At 69.8% G+C, this 15876-nt stretch carries 17 protein-coding genes; 10 read left to right on the top strand and 7 right to left on the bottom strand.

Annotated elements, in window-relative coordinates; all coding sequences use genetic code 11:
* Positions 1 to 486: 486 nt before the first annotated feature.
* Positions 487 to 1068 (bottom strand): helix-turn-helix domain-containing protein, encoded by a 582-nt coding sequence (locus ABZX61_RS01600; protein ID WP_355190637.1) that lies wholly within the window; start codon positions 1066 to 1068, stop codon positions 487 to 489.
* 322 nt (positions 1069 to 1390) lie between these two features.
* Between ABZX61_RS01600 and ABZX61_RS01595 the strand changes: the two genes are divergently transcribed.
* The 3 genes from ABZX61_RS01595 (at position 1391) to eccB (ending at position 4912) form a co-directional block, all read left to right on the top strand.
* The gene (locus ABZX61_RS01595; protein ID WP_355190635.1) at positions 1391 to 2749 is read left to right on the top strand and encodes an alpha/beta hydrolase; all 1359 of its coding nucleotides are present in this window, start codon (positions 1391 to 1393) and stop codon (positions 2747 to 2749) included.
* 440 nt (positions 2750 to 3189) lie between these two features.
* The gene (locus tag ABZX61_RS01590) at positions 3190 to 3321 is read left to right on the top strand and encodes a hypothetical protein (RefSeq protein ID WP_355190633.1); all 132 of its coding nucleotides are present in this window, start codon (positions 3190 to 3192) and stop codon (positions 3319 to 3321) included.
* A 175-nt stretch (positions 3322 to 3496) separates the two neighbouring features.
* Complete coding sequence (gene eccB, locus ABZX61_RS01585; RefSeq protein ID WP_355190631.1) at positions 3497 to 4912, top strand: type VII secretion protein EccB; 1416 nt, start codon at positions 3497 to 3499, stop codon at positions 4910 to 4912.
* A gap of 263 nt (positions 4913 to 5175) precedes the next feature.
* Here the strand turns inward: eccB and ABZX61_RS01580 are convergent, their stop codons facing one another.
* Both ABZX61_RS01580 and ABZX61_RS01575 read right to left on the bottom strand, forming a co-directional pair.
* Entirely contained in the window at positions 5176 to 6009 is an 834-nt protein-coding gene (locus ABZX61_RS01580; protein ID WP_355190629.1) for a hypothetical protein, read from the bottom strand.
* 32 nt (positions 6010 to 6041) lie between these two features.
* Positions 6042 to 7118 (bottom strand): hypothetical protein, encoded by a 1077-nt coding sequence (locus ABZX61_RS01575; protein WP_355190627.1) that lies wholly within the window; start codon positions 7116 to 7118, stop codon positions 6042 to 6044.
* Positions 7119 to 7374: 256 nt separating this feature from the next.
* On the opposite strand from ABZX61_RS01575, the gene ABZX61_RS01570 reads away from it, so the two are divergent.
* From ABZX61_RS01570 to ABZX61_RS01545, 6 genes are read left to right on the top strand one after another with little or no spacing between them, the layout of a single operon-like run.
* Positions 7375 to 7716, top strand: a complete 342-nt coding sequence (locus tag ABZX61_RS01570) for a WXG100 family type VII secretion target (RefSeq protein ID WP_355190625.1) — start codon at positions 7375 to 7377, stop codon at positions 7714 to 7716.
* An 18-nt stretch (positions 7717 to 7734) separates the two neighbouring features.
* The gene (locus ABZX61_RS01565) at positions 7735 to 8046 is read left to right on the top strand and encodes a WXG100 family type VII secretion target (RefSeq protein ID WP_355190623.1); all 312 of its coding nucleotides are present in this window, start codon (positions 7735 to 7737) and stop codon (positions 8044 to 8046) included.
* Positions 8047 to 8080: 34 nt separating this feature from the next.
* A complete protein-coding gene (locus ABZX61_RS01560) occupies positions 8081 to 8461 on the top strand; it encodes a hypothetical protein (protein ID WP_355190621.1) in 381 nt (126 codons plus the stop codon).
* Positions 8461 to 9894, top strand: a complete 1434-nt coding sequence (locus ABZX61_RS01555; RefSeq protein ID WP_355190619.1) for a hypothetical protein — start codon at positions 8461 to 8463, stop codon at positions 9892 to 9894. The genes ABZX61_RS01560 and ABZX61_RS01555 overlap by 1 nt, the downstream gene beginning before the upstream one ends.
* On the top strand, positions 9891 to 10304 hold the full coding sequence (locus tag ABZX61_RS01550; RefSeq protein ID WP_355190617.1) for a hypothetical protein: 414 nt from the start codon (positions 9891 to 9893) through the stop codon (positions 10302 to 10304). The genes ABZX61_RS01555 and ABZX61_RS01550 overlap by 4 nt, the downstream gene beginning before the upstream one ends.
* Before the next feature lie 22 nt (positions 10305 to 10326).
* Positions 10327 to 11664 carry a hypothetical protein gene (locus ABZX61_RS01545; RefSeq protein ID WP_355190615.1) on the top strand — a complete coding sequence of 446 codons (1338 nt, stop codon included), beginning with the start codon at positions 10327 to 10329 and terminating at the stop codon, positions 11662 to 11664.
* A gap of 45 nt (positions 11665 to 11709) precedes the next feature.
* Here ABZX61_RS01545 and ABZX61_RS01540 read toward each other — a convergent pair whose 3' ends face one another.
* The 3 genes from ABZX61_RS01540 to ABZX61_RS01530 are packed head-to-tail and all read right to left on the bottom strand — an operon-like array spanning position 11710 to position 13696.
* Entirely contained in the window at positions 11710 to 12150 is a 441-nt protein-coding gene (locus ABZX61_RS01540; RefSeq protein ID WP_355190613.1) for a YbaB/EbfC family DNA-binding protein, read from the bottom strand.
* 50 nt (positions 12151 to 12200) lie between these two features.
* Positions 12201 to 13370 carry a hypothetical protein gene (locus tag ABZX61_RS01535; RefSeq protein ID WP_355190611.1) on the bottom strand — a complete coding sequence of 390 codons (1170 nt, stop codon included), beginning with the start codon at positions 13368 to 13370 and terminating at the stop codon, positions 12201 to 12203.
* Positions 13370 to 13696, bottom strand: a complete 327-nt coding sequence (locus ABZX61_RS01530; protein WP_350731426.1) for a hypothetical protein — start codon at positions 13694 to 13696, stop codon at positions 13370 to 13372. Before ABZX61_RS01530 ends, ABZX61_RS01535 begins: the two co-directional genes overlap by 1 nt.
* Before the next feature lie 111 nt (positions 13697 to 13807).
* Between ABZX61_RS01530 and ABZX61_RS01525 the strand changes: the two genes are divergently transcribed.
* The gene (locus tag ABZX61_RS01525; RefSeq protein WP_355190609.1) at positions 13808 to 14242 is read left to right on the top strand and encodes a YbaB/EbfC family nucleoid-associated protein; all 435 of its coding nucleotides are present in this window, start codon (positions 13808 to 13810) and stop codon (positions 14240 to 14242) included.
* Positions 14243 to 14300: 58 nt separating this feature from the next.
* Here ABZX61_RS01525 and eccD read toward each other — a convergent pair whose 3' ends face one another.
* Positions 14301 to 15782, bottom strand: coding sequence for a type VII secretion integral membrane protein EccD (eccD, locus tag ABZX61_RS01520; RefSeq protein ID WP_355190607.1), 1482 nt, complete (start codon positions 15780 to 15782; stop codon positions 14301 to 14303).
* Positions 15783 to 15876: the final 94 nt, after the last annotated feature.

Raw genomic sequence — 15876 nt, 5'->3', positions numbered from 1 at the left:
GCCAGCCCTACCACCCTCGGGACCACCGGCTACGAGACCGACCCCCGCGCCCGGCGGGACCTGCCCGTCACAGACATCCGCCCCGGAAGCACCCCGTCGTAGCGCCCGGCGTGATGATGGTGCTCCGTGAGAGGGCTCCTTGCGATGTCGGGGGCGCGCCCGGTTCCTCAGCAGACGGCGCTGGGGGTACCCGGACCCTCGCCAGGTGGGGCCGTGGGTTGTGTACGGGCGTGTGTCAGGGCTCGTCGGCGCGTGCGATTGCGCGGGCCGTGGAGGATGCGCCAGGGCTCGTCGACGTGGAGGGCCGTGTCGGGCGTGGGGGTCAGGGCTCGTCAACGTGGAGAGCTGTGTCGGGCGTGGGGGTCAGGGCTCGTCGACGTGGAGAGCTGTGTCGGGCGTGGGGGTCAGGGCTCGTCGACGTGGAGGGCTGTGTCGGGCGTGGGGGTCAGGGCTCGTCGACGTGGAGGGCTGTGTCGGGCGTGGGGGTCAGGGCTCGTCGGCGGGGAGGGTGAAGAAGCGGACGTAGACGGGGCGGGCGTCCGGAGGGGCGTCCTCCGGCTGGTGGCTGTACTTGAGGAGCAACGCGATGTACGCGTTGTAGAACTCGTTCAGCTCCTCCTTCGTCATGCGGGCCAGGCCCCTTGAGCCCCTTGCCCAGTCGGGGTCGGCGCGGTAGGCGGCCGGGAAGCGTTCCATGAGGGCGCGGTCCTCCTCGAACCCGACCCTCAGGAACTCGCCCAGGACCGCCCGGTCCTCCGGGGTCAGTTGGTCGGGGTTGGGAAAGCGCATGTCCCTGGGGATCTCGGCGCGGCGCCACCAGCGTTCGCGGCCGGACGAGCGTTCGGGGATCTCCTCGATGAAGCCGTACTTCTCCAGCTGGCGCAGGTGGTAGCTCGTGGTGCCGGTCTTGGCGCCGAGCAGCTCACCCAACGTGGTGGAGGTGGCGGGGCCGTGGATGTTGAGGTGGGTCAGCATGCGGCGGCGCATGGGATGGGCCAGGGCCTTGAGCTTGTCCGGGTCGTCGAGGATGAACGGCTCGTGGTCGTTCTTCGTCTCGTCCTCCTTCATGAGGAGGAGGGTAGTCCTCCCGAACGATATCTGCAGACTCCTCTTTGCCGAGACTTCTCTGCAGAGTAGGTTCGGCGATATGCAAAAGATTCTTGCGGTCGTCGCCGCCGCGCTTCTGGCGACCGGACCCTCTGGTGGTTCTTCACTGCTCGGCACTTTCGCGAGACCCGCTGCGTCCAGCCTTCCTTCGGAACACTTAGCGGTCGGACTCTCGGCCGAACACGTCGCCGGACAGGCCGTCCGGGAGCGGGGCCTCGGGGCCGGGCAGCTCGGAGGTGGAGTCGGGGCACGCTCCGGTGCTGCGCCCGATGGAGGGCTGGACGTGCCCGACGATCTGGCGGCCGCCGAGGTGAGCTTCCGAGGGAGTGGTGGGCTGGTGCTGCACGGCAGCGTGATCAGTCCGGTGCGGGCACAGAGCGGGCGGGCCGGGGTTGTGCTGGTGCACGGGGCGGGGACCGGGACGAAACGGAACAAGCTGCTGGGCGAGGCCGTGGCGTTCGCCCGCCAAGGACTGTCGGTGCTGATCTACGACAAGCGTTCCGAGGGGTATTCGCTGTTCGAGAGGTCGTACTCGCAACTGGCCGACGACGCCCTGGGGGCCGTAGAGACGCTGCGGCGGCAACCGGGGGTCGATCCGGCGAAGGTCGGGATCTGGGGCCTCAGCGAGGGTGGATGGGTGGCGCCGCTGGCGGCGTCGCGGTCCAAGGACATCTCGTTCGTGATCGTGGTGGGCGCCAACGCGCTGCAGCCGCTACGGCAGCAGACCTGGGCGGTGGCGGCAGGGTTGCGGAAGGCGGGGGTGCACGGGTCGTTCGTCGATCGGGCCGAGCCCACGATGTACCGGGTGATCACGGACGCCGGGATGTTTCCCGAGCCCTACTACGATCCGGAACCGGTCATCGCGAGCCTGCGGCAGCCCGTGCTCGGGATCTGGGGCGTACACGACCTGCTGACGCCACCCCGGGAGACGCCGCCCATCTTCGCCAAGGCCTTGGAGAAGGGAGGAAACCGGCAGTACACGTTCCGGTTCTTCGCGGATGCCGATCATGCCGCTCATCGGACGCCTGATGGTGGGGTCACACGGCTGCCCGAGCTCGCTCCTGGCTATCCGGAGCTGGTCGGCAGTTGGGTGGGAGAGGCGACCTCGGGGCGGGCACCCGTGGCGCAGGTGACGGGGCCCGCACCGGTCCAGGCGGACGACACTGTGGCGGTGCCGCCTGCCGAGTGGTGGGAGTCGGCGGGCGTTCAGGGCGCGGCGCTGGTGTTGTTCCTGGTCGCGTTCGGGGGGTATCCGGTGGTGGCCCTGGTACGCCGGGTCCGGCGGCGTGGCGGGGGGTCGTCTGTCGACAGGGCGGGGCAGGGTGAGGCGGCGCCCGTCAAGGGGGCGTGGCTGGTGAGTGCCGGTGGGCTCGCGGTGGTCGTGGGCGCGTTCCTCTACCTGTTCTACTCGATCATGAGTGGCGGGAAGCTGGCCTCGCCGGGGCCTCTGGTGGCGGAGCGGCCTCTCATCTGGCTCGCGCTCCAGGCTCTCGCGGTCGCGACCGTCGTGGGCACCGTCTTGACCTTCGTACGGTGGCCCCGGTCCGCTCCGGTCGGCGAGAGGGTGCGGGTCGGGCTGCTGATGGCGGGCGGCGTCGTGTTCGTTCCGTGGGCGCTGTACTGGGGGTTGCTCCTCGCGTAGACGGCAGGGCGATGAGGTGAGGAAGCCGCCGGGTGGGCGGCGGTCGTAGGGCGCTGGGGCCGGCAGCGGGTGGGCTGAGGGCGGCTTGGAAGCCCGGGCGGGGCGGTGGTCCGAGCAGGTGAGACGACGCTGGGACGGCGCTACGCCGGACAGGCGGCAGGTCTCCAGCCAGGGGCGGGGCGGAGAGGCGGAGAGGCGGATCGGTGGCGCTGGAAGCTGCGAGGTGAGCGGTGGTCGCACGGCGCTGGGGTCGGCAGCGGGCCGGATGAAGGTGGGCGGAAGCCCCGGGCGGGCGGTGGTCGGGAGCGCTGGGATGGATTGGCGGGGGTGGAAGCTGCGAGGGGGCCGGTGAGCTGGAGGCAGCGGGCCGAGCGGTGGTTCGCAGGGACCGGTCTGGGGTGACGCTGAAGGCGGGCTGAGCGAGCTGGGCGGTGGCGGGGGTGGGCGGGGTGGCAGCGCTGGGCGGGGTGGCAGCGCTGGGCGGGGTGGCAGCGCTGGGCGGGGTGGCAGCGCTGGGCGGGGTGAGGCGGGCGGTGGTCGCAGGGCGCTGGGCCTGGCAGCGGGCGGGCTGAGGGTGGGTCCAAGCCCTGGGGCGGGCGGTGGTTGAGAGGGGTGGGATGGGGCGGTGGGGTGGAAGTTGGGGGTGGGGTGGGTGAAGAGGTGAGAGGGGTGGGAATTGGGGGGATTGGGGCGGGTGGGGTTTGAGGCGTTTATGCTGATGCGCGGATTCTGACGCGGGGAGGCGCTGTGCAGACCAAGAAGGACCTCTATCAGGCACACCGCTTGATGCAGCAGAGGCTTGGCATGGCGCTCCTGCAGGCCGAGCCCGACGTCCCCGAGTCCCCCATGCGCCGGCAGAACGTCGCCACGTTCGGCGGGATCCTGATCGGGGTCCTGGTGATGGCGGTGTTCGGGATCTGGGGGCTGGTGCGGCCCGGGAACGCGACCAAGCTGACCGACCCGGGGCAGTTGCTGGTCGAGGAGGAGAGCGGGGCGAAGTTCATCTACAGCCAGCAGCAGCGGCGGCTGCTGCCGGTGGCGAACTACGTGTCGGCCAGGCTCGTGCTGGATGCCGGGCAGATCACGACCCGGAGCGTGAGCGCCGCCTCGCTGGCCGGGTACGCCCGAGGGCCGCTCATCGGGATCTCCGGGGCGCCCGACTCGCTGCCCGATCGGAAGAAGCTGGTCAAGGCGCCGTGGTCGGTGTGCGTGGCGGAGGGGCCCGACAGCACGGGCGGGCGCAAGCCGTACACGACCCTTGTCGGGGGGACCGACCTCGGCGGGAGGCCCGTGGGCGGGGACGCGATGGTGGTCTCCGACGGGCAGCAGAACTGGGTGATCTGGGGCAATCGCCGCATGCGCGTCAACGAGCACGGCGTGCGGGCACTCAACGCGCAGCCCAGGAAGGTGCCGGCGGCATGGCTGAACGCGCTGCCCGTCGGCCACGACTTCAGGGGCCCGAACGTGGCGAACCTCGGCAGGAAGGTACGGGCCAACGGGAAGGTCACGGCGGCGGTGGGGCAGGTGTTCGTGGTCCCGGCCATGCCGGGTACGGCCGCGCGGTGGTACGTGCTGCTCAACGACGGCCTGGCGCCCATCTCCCCCGTCCAGGCCAGGCTGCTGCTGGAGGACCCGAACATCAAGAAGGCGTACGGCAACCGGGTGGCGCGGGAGATCCAGATCGACGCGGCCTCGGCCAATGCCTCGCCCTCGCGCCAGAACGTCATGGACCCCACCCTGCCGACGACCATGCCCAAGGCGATCAACGTGTCCGGGACGACGCCGCTCTGCTCGGTTTATCCGAACACGGCGGCCGGCTCGGTCGTGGCCAAGGTGACGGTCGGCAGCAGGGTCACGATTCCGACGCCGTCGAGCTCAGGCGTACAGGACCGCTTCGACCAGGTGCTGCTTCCGCCGGGCAGCGCCGTGGTGGCCGGGGTGCTGCCCGGCGAGGGCCAGCTCGGGGCGGTGGCGGGCACGCTGGCGCTGATCAGTGACCAAGGGGTGCGCTATCCGGTCCCGTCGGCTGACGTGCTGGCGAAGCTCGGGTACGACACCGCGGACATCGCGCCCGTGCCGACGAACATCATGCACGCGATTCCGCAGGGGCCGGCGCTGGATCCCGCCGCGGCCATGGTGCCCCTGACCGTCGGCAGCCGGTAGGCCCATCGGGGGTGGGTTCGGTCCCGGGGATGGGTTCGGGAGTGCTCGGATCTGGGGATGGGTTCGGTTCCGGGGATGGTCGGTCCCGGGGATGGATTCGGATCCGGGTTCAGGAGTGTTCGGGTCCGATTCGGGCGTCCGGGCCCGCGTGCGTGCGCCTCTCCGAGGAGCGGGCCGGGCCGGCACCGTGGGCGTAGCCGGTTTCCCGGCGGCACGGTGATGTGCAGCCGGGCTCCCGGCGTCCCGGCAGGGGCGGGGCCGGGTTAGAAGCCGAACTCCGGAATCATCGAGTCGTCCACGTTGGGCATCTGCGGTGTCGGGTTCTTGACGATGTCCGCCTTGCTGGGGTCCCAGATGGCGCTGGCGTTCACCAGGTTAGGCGCGCCGGTGGACGGCATGGCCTTCAGGAACGGAAGGTCCTTGGTGAACTGGTTGAACGCCGTCCCCGCGAGTCCCAGGTAGAGGGTGACCTTCATGACGAGCTTCCAGTGGTTCTTGAAGACCGTCTGCAGGCACTTGTAGATGCTCATCACCCCGCGGATGATCGCCGCCTCCCACGCCTGCCCCCCTGGGATGAAACGTACGGCGAGCACGATCCCCGCCATCACCGTCAGGATGCCGGCGATGACGTCGCACAGCACCGCCACGACGTGGAACGCGGTGGCCGAGCACTTGAGCGTCTCCCCGCAGGCGACGCGGTTGTTGTCGAGCTTGTCCAGCTGCGTGTCGAGCTCGTTGACCTTCTGCACGAACGACGCGTAACCCCGGCCGGCCCAGTCGCTGTTGTCGCCGATCTCCTTGGCCATCCGCTTCAGCTCGCCGCGCAGGTAGGCGAGGTCGCTGGCGCCCCCCGAGTTCCCGGTCGGGGCCAGGAGCGGGGTCTGCTGCGCGGGCTTCGCACCCGCCGCCATCGGCGGGTGCCAGTCCTTGTTGTCGGCCTGCCCGATGTTGACCGGCGTCTTGTCGTTCCACTGGTCCGCCGCCCGGCTCTGCTCGGCCGGGTCCGCGATCACCAGGCTCATGAGCCCGAGGATGGGCGCCGCGTACGGCATGACGATCGTCGCCGCCGCAGTGGCCGCCCAGGCACTGCGGAACATCCAGACATCCGCTTCGTAAGCCACCTGCTCGCCTATTCCTCCCTGCCGAGCACCGCCGGCGTGATGTCCTCGTCCGTCTCCCAGACCGACTCGTCCTCGCCGAGGTGGGGACCGCGCTCGCGGTCCTTCTCCTCCTGGCCGGCTCCGCCGCCCATCCCGGGCGTCATGGGGTAGAGCGGCGTCCCGCTGTTCAGTGCGCGGGCGATGCTCCCCGGCGCGCCCGCGTTCGTACCTGGCGTGCCGCCGCCGGCGGTGTAGCCCACCCCGCTGTCCGGCACGCCGACCGAGGTGCGCGGCACGGAGGCGCGCGGGTCGTAGCCGGGGGTGCTGGGGACCTGCGGCGTGGTCGAGGTCGGCACGCTGGGGTTGAGACCTTCCAGGTTGGTCTTGGGCGTCTGGTTGAGGGCGCTCAGGTCGGGCTGCTTGACGTCCGGCTGCTTGATGTCGGGCTGGTCAATGTTCGGCTGGTCGATCTTGGGCTGATCGATCTTCGGCTGGTCGATGTTGGACCCCGGGATGTCCGGCTTCGGGATGTCGGACCCGGGGATGTCCGGCTTCGGGATATCGGACCCGGGGATGTCCGGCTTCGGGATGTCAGACCCAGGAATGTCCGGCTTCGGGATGTCCGTCGAGGGCTTGTCGATCTTCAGGTCGTCGGGGTTGACGCCCTTGGGCAGGCCGCCCAGCCCGCTCTTGGGCAGGCCACCGCTGCCCGGCCCGCCGGGGCCTCCGGGGCCTTTGCCGGCCTTGCTGGCCTCCTCGGCGTCCTTGCCGTTGGCGGCCGCGTCGGCGATCGCCTGCTTCCACGAGTCCAGCACTTCCTTGGCCTGTTTCAGCGCCTCGACGGCGTTGTCGCGGACCGAACGATGCGCCACGTTGAGCCCGCCGCCGATCACGCCGAAGGTGAACTGGTGCATGTCGATGGCGCCGGTCTTCTGACTCATCGAGGTCAGGTCGTCGCCGTAGCTGCCCACGTTCTTCCCCAGCGTGTTGACGCTGGAGTACTTCATCGAGAAGTCGGGATCCTTGGTACGCGGGTCGACAGCGCCGCTGCCGAGCCCGCCGAGCCCGTTCAGGGCGCTCGAGTAGGGATTGCTGTCCTCGGCCACGTGCCCCCCTTGTCACGAACGGCCCATACGTTACGCCAGCCCCACATGTGCCGTACAGACAGATACGGCCTGTTACCACTCACCAGGAGCAAGGGCCCAAATGCCTACATTCTGTCAATACACCCACCATCCGCCTCGAAGATATGGAAAATTAACGTGATCACATGCGACGCTAGTGATGGATGTTCACTAATGTGACCAAACGGGCCGACTCCAGTAGTCGGCTGGGAGTCAGCCGACCAGCAAGGGAGGGACTGTGGGGGCACAACCGCAGGCTCAAGTAAGTGAATCCGATCTCATCGCCGCTGTCACCCGCATCGAGGACGCCGCCGAGCGCCTGCGCGGCATCCAGCTGCAGCTCGACCAGGCCGGCGTCAGCCTCAAGGCTCACTGGCTGGGCCAGTCGGAGGCCGCGTTCGACGCCGTCCACAAGAAGTGGCACGAGCGGATGGACGTCATCCTGGGCAGCCTGCGCCGCCTGGCGGAGAACATCGGCACGAGCAACAAGAACTACCAGGCGTTCAATCAGGAGCGGACCGAGGCGATGAACCAGATCGCCAACCTGATCAACAACCAGTTCGACTCGCGTCTCAGCTAGCAGCAAGGGGAGGCCGCAATGCCCGCGGAAGACATCTTCGACGTTACAAAGGTCAACTACTCCGGCCTCAGCCAGGGTGAGACCGACTTCGCCAAGGCGTTCAACGACATGGTCACCGAGCTGGACAACCTGGAGCGGGACCTGCTGGCCAAGAGCGCGATCTGGCAGGGCGAGGCCAAGACCGTCTTCGACGAGGTCAGGCAGCTCTGGGAGCGCGAGGCCAACGACATGTCGCAGTTCATCGAACTGATGAAGAAGAACATCAACGTCACGAACATGAACATGCAGCAGGTCGACAGGATCAACTCCCAGATCTTCGACGGCAAGTAAGGCGTAGCGCGGGGGCCGACTCCAGAGGGGGAACATGGGCAGCGACAACGGCGGGGTTGAGCTCAGCCGGAGAGCGATCAAGGCGGCCAAGGCGGACCTGGAAGAGGCCCTCGCCATGCTGGACCCCGGCCATGAGGCCGGCAAGACGGGCGGCAGCGGCGCCGTGCAGGCCATCTTCACGGGCTCCGGTCCCGTCGAGCAGTTGAGCGGCGACTACGACGCCCTGGGCGGGTTCTGGCCGGCGGCCATGGGCTTCCGTCAGAGCACCACCAACGCCATCACCACCGTCACCAGCACCTACTCGAACATCACCGGCCAGGTGGCGAACGTCATCGGCCTGCTCGACCAGGCGTTGCAGAACTACGACGGCGCCGAGGTGGACAGCGAGGGCCGGTCGAAGGCGATGCAGGTCTGATGGCCGAGTACCAGGCGCCTATCAGGGGCCAGATCGGCAGCCTCGAGTTCGAGGGCGCGACGCTGGATCTGCTCCGCGACACGCTGGCCAAGAACAAGCCCCAGCTCATCGGCCAGGCAGCGGCCGAGTTCCTCGAAGGCAAGGCACGGCTCGACCATCTCGTCGACGTGATCGACAAGCATCTGCGGGAGCTGGACAAGTCCTGGACCGCGGGCGAGGACGCCAAGACCGTCAAGAAGCAGCTGCGCAGGCTGCGGGAGGCGGCGGCGGACATCTCGACCACGATCAGCGACCAGCCCGTCGATGCGAAGAACCCCCCGAAGAACCCGCACGGTGTCGCCCCCGCGCTCATCGTCCACGCCCGGACGTTGTCGGCGGCCAAGGGAGACGTGCCCGACAACCCCGGCAGTGACATCGACTTCGGTGAGGCCGCCGTCACGGGCGGCGTGGCCGGGGCCGCCATCGGCTCCTTCTTCGGCGGGGTGGGAGCCGTGCCGGGTGTGGTGATCGGCGCGGGCGTGGGCGTGCTCGTCGGCGGCATCACCCGCTTCATCAGCGACCTTCCCTTCGCCAACCTCTGGGGCGACTCCAAGGAGGAGAAGGACAGGAAGAAGGCCTCCGAGGCCATCAAGCTGCTGAGCCAGGACACCAAGCTCAACAACGACGTGTTCCCCGCCGAGCTCAAGACCGACATCCCGCAGTTCATGGCGCTCTCGCCGAACGTTCCGACCGGCCCGTTCAGCGGGAAGACCGGGATCGGCGGCAACATCCCGGCCGGCCTCAACCAGGGGTACGACCCGACGGCCGGCTTCGACGGCCTGAACCAGGACGGCATGCAGGACCCCAACCGGCACCAGATCCCGGGCATCGACACCACGAACAACCCGACGAGCACGTTCCCCAACGGCACGGTCGGGACCGTGGGCTCGGGAATCGGGAACGGCCAGAACGGGATCGGCGGCAACGGCCAGAACGGCGCCGGCAACATCCCCGGCCTGACCGACCCCTCCAGCGCCCTGAACGCGAACGCGAACGCGAACCTGAACGGCCCCCAGAGCCCGAATGCCGGGGGCCCGACGACGACCCTGGCTGGGATGCCCGATCCGTCCATGTCCGGACCGTCCACCAGCCAGCCCACCACGGGCATCGGCAGCCCGTACGGCGGCTCCACCACGGGAGGAAGCAGCTTCGGCGGCGGCGGGGGTGCGGGCGCGGGCAACGCTGTGAACGCGGCCGGCGTGCGCGGCCTGGGCGGCGGATCCTCCATGATCCCGGCGGTCCCGGTGTCGGGGTCCGCCGCGCGGGGCAGCGGCGGCCAGGAGCAGCAGGAGATCGTACGGACCACGTACCTCCTGGAGGACGAGGACCTCTTCAGAAGCGACGTGTCGACGACCAACCACACCATCAAGGGTGACTCGAAAGGCAAGGCGTGAGCGTTCCGAAGGACAACGACTCGCCGCCCCCGGGACTGGAGCTCGCCAAGGACTTCCCAGGGCTCAGCGGGAACGGCGGCGGGCAGTACGCGGATCACGAGGGGATCAGGGACGTCGTCTCGCGGCTGCGCAAGAACCTGGGCTCCGTGCACGGCAACCCGCAGCCGTCGATGAGCGCCACGTGGAGCGGCCCCGGCACGATCGGCGAGGTGCAAGGGCTGGGCAACGTCGGACCGGAGGCCACCGGCAAGTGGGAGGTGGCCAACAACTTCGGCGCCAACTTCGAGTCGGCGTACAAGGTGTTCGGCGAGAGCTACAGCCAGCTCATCGACTATGTCGAGAAGTGGGCCGAGGCGGTCGAACGGGCCGTCTCCAACTACGAAAAAGGGCAGCGGGACAGCAGTGCGTGAGATATCTGCAGGGATGGCGTAGATGGGCGATGAGTGGAAGCCGATCAGGCTCTATGACTACCTCGGCAACAGCAAGCCGGGCATCTTCGTCACCAGGGCCCAGATCGTCGCCTATCTGAAGGACACCCAGCCGGACCGCATCGAGAGCGCCGGCAACAGCTACGTCAAGGCGGCCGGTCTGGTCCACGGCAAGAGCGGGCTCGAGGGCACGCTCCTGAAGGCCGCTGAGGAGCTCGCGGAGGTCTGGCGCGGCGAAGGGGCCACGACGGCGCTGGAGGCGCTGCGGCTGCTGCACGCGAGCGCCGCGGCGCTCGGCGACGCCATGGAGAAGACCGGCAAGCCGATGGTCGAGTACGCCCAGCAGCTCAGGACGTCCAAGACGACCATGCCCGGGCCCACCGCCCTCAGCACCACGACCAACGTCGACAACGAGCCGACGACGAACTTCAACCCGCAGTTGGGGACCGCCGGGTACCTGGTGGACTCGGCGGCCCGGGCGCATCTGGAGCAGCTGAACAACAAGATCAACGACCTGAACGCGCAGATGGCCGACGGCCTGGCGTTCAAGCTGCCCGAGATCCAGCCCATGGTGGTGGAGACCCAGAAGCAGCAGCCCCTCGACCCCGGCAGCGGCACGAAGACGCCGTCGGGCGAGACGAGGTACTGGACGGGCGACGGCACGGGCGACGGCTCGAAGGGCTCGTCCGGCTCCGACGGCAGCAGCACCGGCGGCGGCCGTGACGGCTCCGACGGCACCGACGGCAAGGACCAGAACCCCGGCAAGGACCAGGACCCGGGGCGCGACGATCCGGGCCATGACCCGGGCAAGGGTCAGGACGACCCGTCCACGGGAACCCAGGACCCCAACAACCCCCAGCAGCCGGGCACCGGCACGGACACCGGCGGCTCGCCGCAGAAGCCCGGGGACCAGGACCAGAGCGTGCCTCCGGTGATCGGCGCAGACCAGCCGAAGACCCAGCTCGCCGACGCCGGAAACCCGAACTTCCCCACCACCACCACCACGACGCCGCAGACCACCGGTTACCCGCAGCAGTCCACGCCCACCGTGCTCACCAACCCCACCACGCAGGTGCCGACGAGCACCCCGTTCTCCCCGGTTCCGGGGCAGAGCGGCGGCGGCCCGAGCACCTGGTACGGCGCGGGCGGCTCGGCATCGGGGGCCGCTCCGTCGGTGCTCCGCGGCGGGCCGGGGGCCTCGGGGACGGGGCTCATGGCGTACCCGCCGGGCGGCATGGGCGCGGGCGGCGATCAGAGCAGTGAGCGCAACCGCGAGATCTACGACCCCGAAGGGGACATCTGGTCCTCCGCGCACCAGGCCGGCCCCGACCGCATCGGCTGACAGAAAACAAGAAAGCCCGGCTCACGCCACGTGAGCCGGGCTTTTTCAGCCCTCCATGCGCTGCCGGATCCTGTCCAGCTCTCCCATGAGGTCCTCGTACGTGCGGTTGTAGGCCGCCTCGGCCTGCCGTACCAGCTCCAGGCCGCCCTCGGGGTTCTGGGCGAAGCGCATGGGGTTGTTCTCCTCGCCGAAGACGTTGCCCATCTCCTCCGAGATCCGCCGCTGCAGGTCGGCGTTGGCCTCCGCGATGACGACCTTGATGCGCTCGGCCAGGTCGGCCGAGTTGAGGCGCATGGCCTTGGGGTGCAGGACGAGCTCCTTGAGCCCCGTGCTGCCGCACTCGGCCATGACGAACCCGTCCTCGTCCTGGGCGTGGCCCGTCAGGTCCTGCAGGACCTGCTGGAACTCGCCGGCCCGCGCCATCTGCTGGTCGGCGTTCCGGAGGATCCGGTCGATGTCCAGCGCGCCGAATTCCCGCTCGATCATCCCTCATACCCCACAAGACACAGAAGCCGCTTTTCTCACCACCCTATCCATCAGGGCTTGGAGATCTCCCGTTTCGGCTCGATCCAGTCGAAGTCCTGGTAGCGCGGGGGCAGTCCGTTCTTCTTGGCGGGCTCCGAGAAGGAGGGGTACTTCTTGGCGTCGATCTCGATCGACTTGAAGTTGACCGCGGCCTCGCCGCCCGGCGTGATGTAGTTCCACTGGTGGTTCCGCTTCACCATGGTCGACAGCACCTCGCCGCCCTCCTTCAGGGTGCTGGCCAGCGAGGTGGCCAGGAAGAGCGTGGCGATGTTGACCTCGGCCGTGATGTATTTCTCCATCAGCACCCCCCACACCGAGCTCTGCGGCACCCGCTGCAGCGCCTTGGCGGCGATGAGCAGGCCGAGCGCGGCGGCCGACGTGCGCAGGACCCAGGTCCAGAAGCTCCGGTAGGCCGCCGCGACCTCGTCGAGCGAGCTGCCGCCCGTGTTGAGGACGTTGCGCAGCACCTCGGACTCGCGCTGGAAGGTCCACAGCACCCGGTCGAACTCGTCGCGGTCCATCGCGATCCAGCCGTCCTTGGCCGTGTCGCGCAGCTGCGGGAGCAGGTTCTTCATGCCGCCGTCGAGCCGCTGGGCCATGCCGCTCTGCCAGACGCTGACCGCCTGGGCCATGCCCGGCTCGTTGGCGAGCATCCCGCCGCAGATGGCGATGGCGGGAGCCAGGCCCAGGGCGAGCTTGCCCGCCCTTTTCAGCATGTTGAGCGCCTTCTCCCCCAGCGACGGCAAGGACGAGCGGGCCGCGTTCATCTCCGGAGCCGGACCGAACCTCCCTGCGCCCAGGTTCGCGCGCTGGGCGCCGTTGGCGGCGTAGTTCTGGGGGGTGTGGGTGACGGGCTGGGCGTAGGGGTTGCCGGGAACGGGCCTGGGCTGCGGCTGGTACGGGCGCGGGCTGGTGGGCGTCGTGGAGTAGGGGTTCGGGCTGGCGTACGGGTTGGAGTAGGGATTGGCGGGCACCGGCTGGCCCGGCGCCGGGGGCCGGGTGTGCGCCCAGGGATCCGGGGCGGCCGGCTGCGGTGGCGTGGCCGCCCGCGCCATGGGGTCCGGAGCGCCCGGCTGGGCCGGCGTGCCGTAGGGATTGCCAGGAGGCGCCTGGGTGGCCGGCGGGGTCTGGGTGTGCGCCCAGGGGTCCGGAGCGCCGCCCCAGGGATCTGGCGTGCCCATCAGCCGCGGTACCTCACGATGCTGGCCTCCTCGGCCGCGCGCCAGTTGCGCCTGGCCCGTTCGAGGGCGTCCGACCAGCTCTCCACGGCGTCTTCCATTTCGGTGAACGTGGTGTCCGCCCAGCGGCGGAACTCCTCGTACGCGCCGCCGATCATCACGCCGCCGATCGCACCGAAGCCGAGCCCGCCCACGGCCGTGTACGACATGAGCCCGTGGATGAACTCCACGTTCGGATGCAGCTCCTCGTCGACGCGCTTTCGCGTGTGCGCGATGGTGGAGGAGGTGACGTAGATCTCTTGCCCCGTTTTACCCTGTTGTTGCCCCACAAATCGGCATTCTTGTCCACATATCGCTACTAAGTGGCACACTTGCCTCGATCTTCATGATCGATTCAGCGGCCCGCCAGCCTGTGATCGCCTCCAGTTAACCCGGCGCCGATGGCGTGGCGTGTCATGGACTACACCGACGACGACGTGGACAAACTCCTGCGGGACAACGAGCGCGAGCTCACGCGCCTGGCCGCGGCCGCCGCCGAGCTGCAGCTGATCACCGGCAAGGGGGAGAGCCGCAGCGGCCTGACCACCGCGGTCGTGGACGCCGACGGCCGGCTCCAGAACGTGGTCTTCTCGCCGCGCGTCCTGCGGCTGGACGTCAGGACCCTGGCTGAGGAGGTCGTCCAGGCGGTGCGCCAGGCACAGGAGGACCAGGGGCGCCAGGCCCAGGAGCTGCTGGCCGTGCCGCAGTCGCAGATCATCGGGCTCGAGGAGATCCAGCGGCAGTTCGCCGAGTTCCAGGACAGGTTCGGCGCGGAGACCGCCGAGCGGAACGACCGGCTCCGGCGGCTCGGCGAGCAGGACCCCCGCGACATCTGACCTGCCGAGGCGGCCCGCCGGGCCGCCTCGGCGAGTCGTCGAAAGCGGGTCGAGGCGGTCAGCCCGCCAAGCCGCGGATCCACGTGTAGACGTCGAGGACGCCCAGCGCCAGCGGGAAGAGCGCGATCAGCAGGATGACGTCCACGATCTCGCCCGCGCGCCCCCAGAACGGCGAGAGCCGCCCGGACGGCAGCCACAGGCCGAGCCCGACGACCAGCATCGCCAGCCAGAGCACGCCCATCACGACGGCCGCGGCGGCCACCGTGCCCGCGCCCGCGCTCAGCTCGATCCCCACCGCGATCAGCCCGGCCAGGCCGGTGCCCAGCAGCCAGAGCCGCTGGCCGAGGCCGTGGAAGACGCGGGCGCGCAGCAGCAGTACCAGCGAGAGCACGACGGTCATCGAGACCGCCATCCAGGTCGGCGTGGTGACCAGGAAGGCCATCGCGCCGATGGCGGTGAGCACGATGCCGACGACCATGCCGGTCGCGTACCGGCGGGCCTGCGCGGTGCGGGCCAGGACGCCCTCGCTGTCCAGCCGCTGGTTGTCGGCCCGCAACTCCTCGGCGTTGGTGGGCAGGGCCGGCAGCGGCACCCTGGCGATCCTGAACGACAGCGTGGGGATCAGCGGGCTGAACGCGATCAGGATCGTCACCGTCATCGCCGCCACGCCGGCCGCGGGCAGGGCGAACACCATGACCGCGGCAGACGCGAGCGCCCCCGCCACGGTCGCGATGGCCGTACCGAGGAAACCCGCGACTCCGTCGGCCACCACGGTGCCGCCGATGGTGGCAACCAGCGCGGTGCAGGTCAGCGCGGCCAGCAGGTGCGGGGCGCCGAGCCCGGCCAGGGTGGAGCCGCTGACCAGGCCGTACAGGCCGGCCAGGAACGCGTACGGCAGCGCCGCGTAGCCGATCAGCGCGCCCGCGGAGGAGTCGCCGACGGCCCGGGACAGGGCCGCGCTGACGCCGATCAGCAGCAGCGCGAGCATGCCCGCGACCACCGTCACGCCCAGCGGCGCGCTGCCGGACAGCACCAGCGCCGGCGCGCCGAGCGCGAGCATGATGGCGGCGGCGCCCGCGCCCATGGCCCGGGTGTGGCGGGCCTCCCATTTGCCCGAGCTGTCCTTGACGCCCGTGGCGACCACGTCGGCCACGTCGTCGAAGAGCGCGGGCGGCAGCGTGAGCTCGCGCGGCCGCAGGTAGAGCAGTTCGCCGTCCAGCACGCCCAGGGACGCGAGCGTCTGCCCGAGGTCGAACGGCGCGCCTCCGAGCCGCTGGAGCACCCAGCCGGGCGGTCCGGCCGCGTCGCCGCCGGCCTCGCCGACCGCGCGCAGCAGGCCGGGCAGCACGTGCGGGAGCGGGATGTCGGCAGGCAGCGCCAGATCGACGCGGCGGCGCGGGGCCACGATCGTGACGTGGCACAACGGCGCCACCGGCGCGCGCATCTGCGGCTGAGCGCCTGGATGCGTCGGCGGCAGCCCGGGCGGCCCGGGCGGCATCGGCCGCATGGGCTGCATCGGCTGGTGGGCGAGCGAGGTCACGGCCACTCCAGGTCTGGCTGACGAAATCCGACATGCCGAACATATAGGGATGGCACGTCTGGTAAGAAAGTGTTCCAGGTGACAGGAGGGTTGT

Source organism: Nonomuraea sp. NPDC003709 (genome assembly GCF_040610775.1).
Taxonomy (GTDB): Bacteria; Actinomycetota; Actinomycetes; order Streptosporangiales; family Streptosporangiaceae; genus Nonomuraea; species Nonomuraea angiospora_A.
Note: the sequence above shows the minus strand (reverse complement) of the source record. Positions and strands in the feature narration are given on the sequence as shown.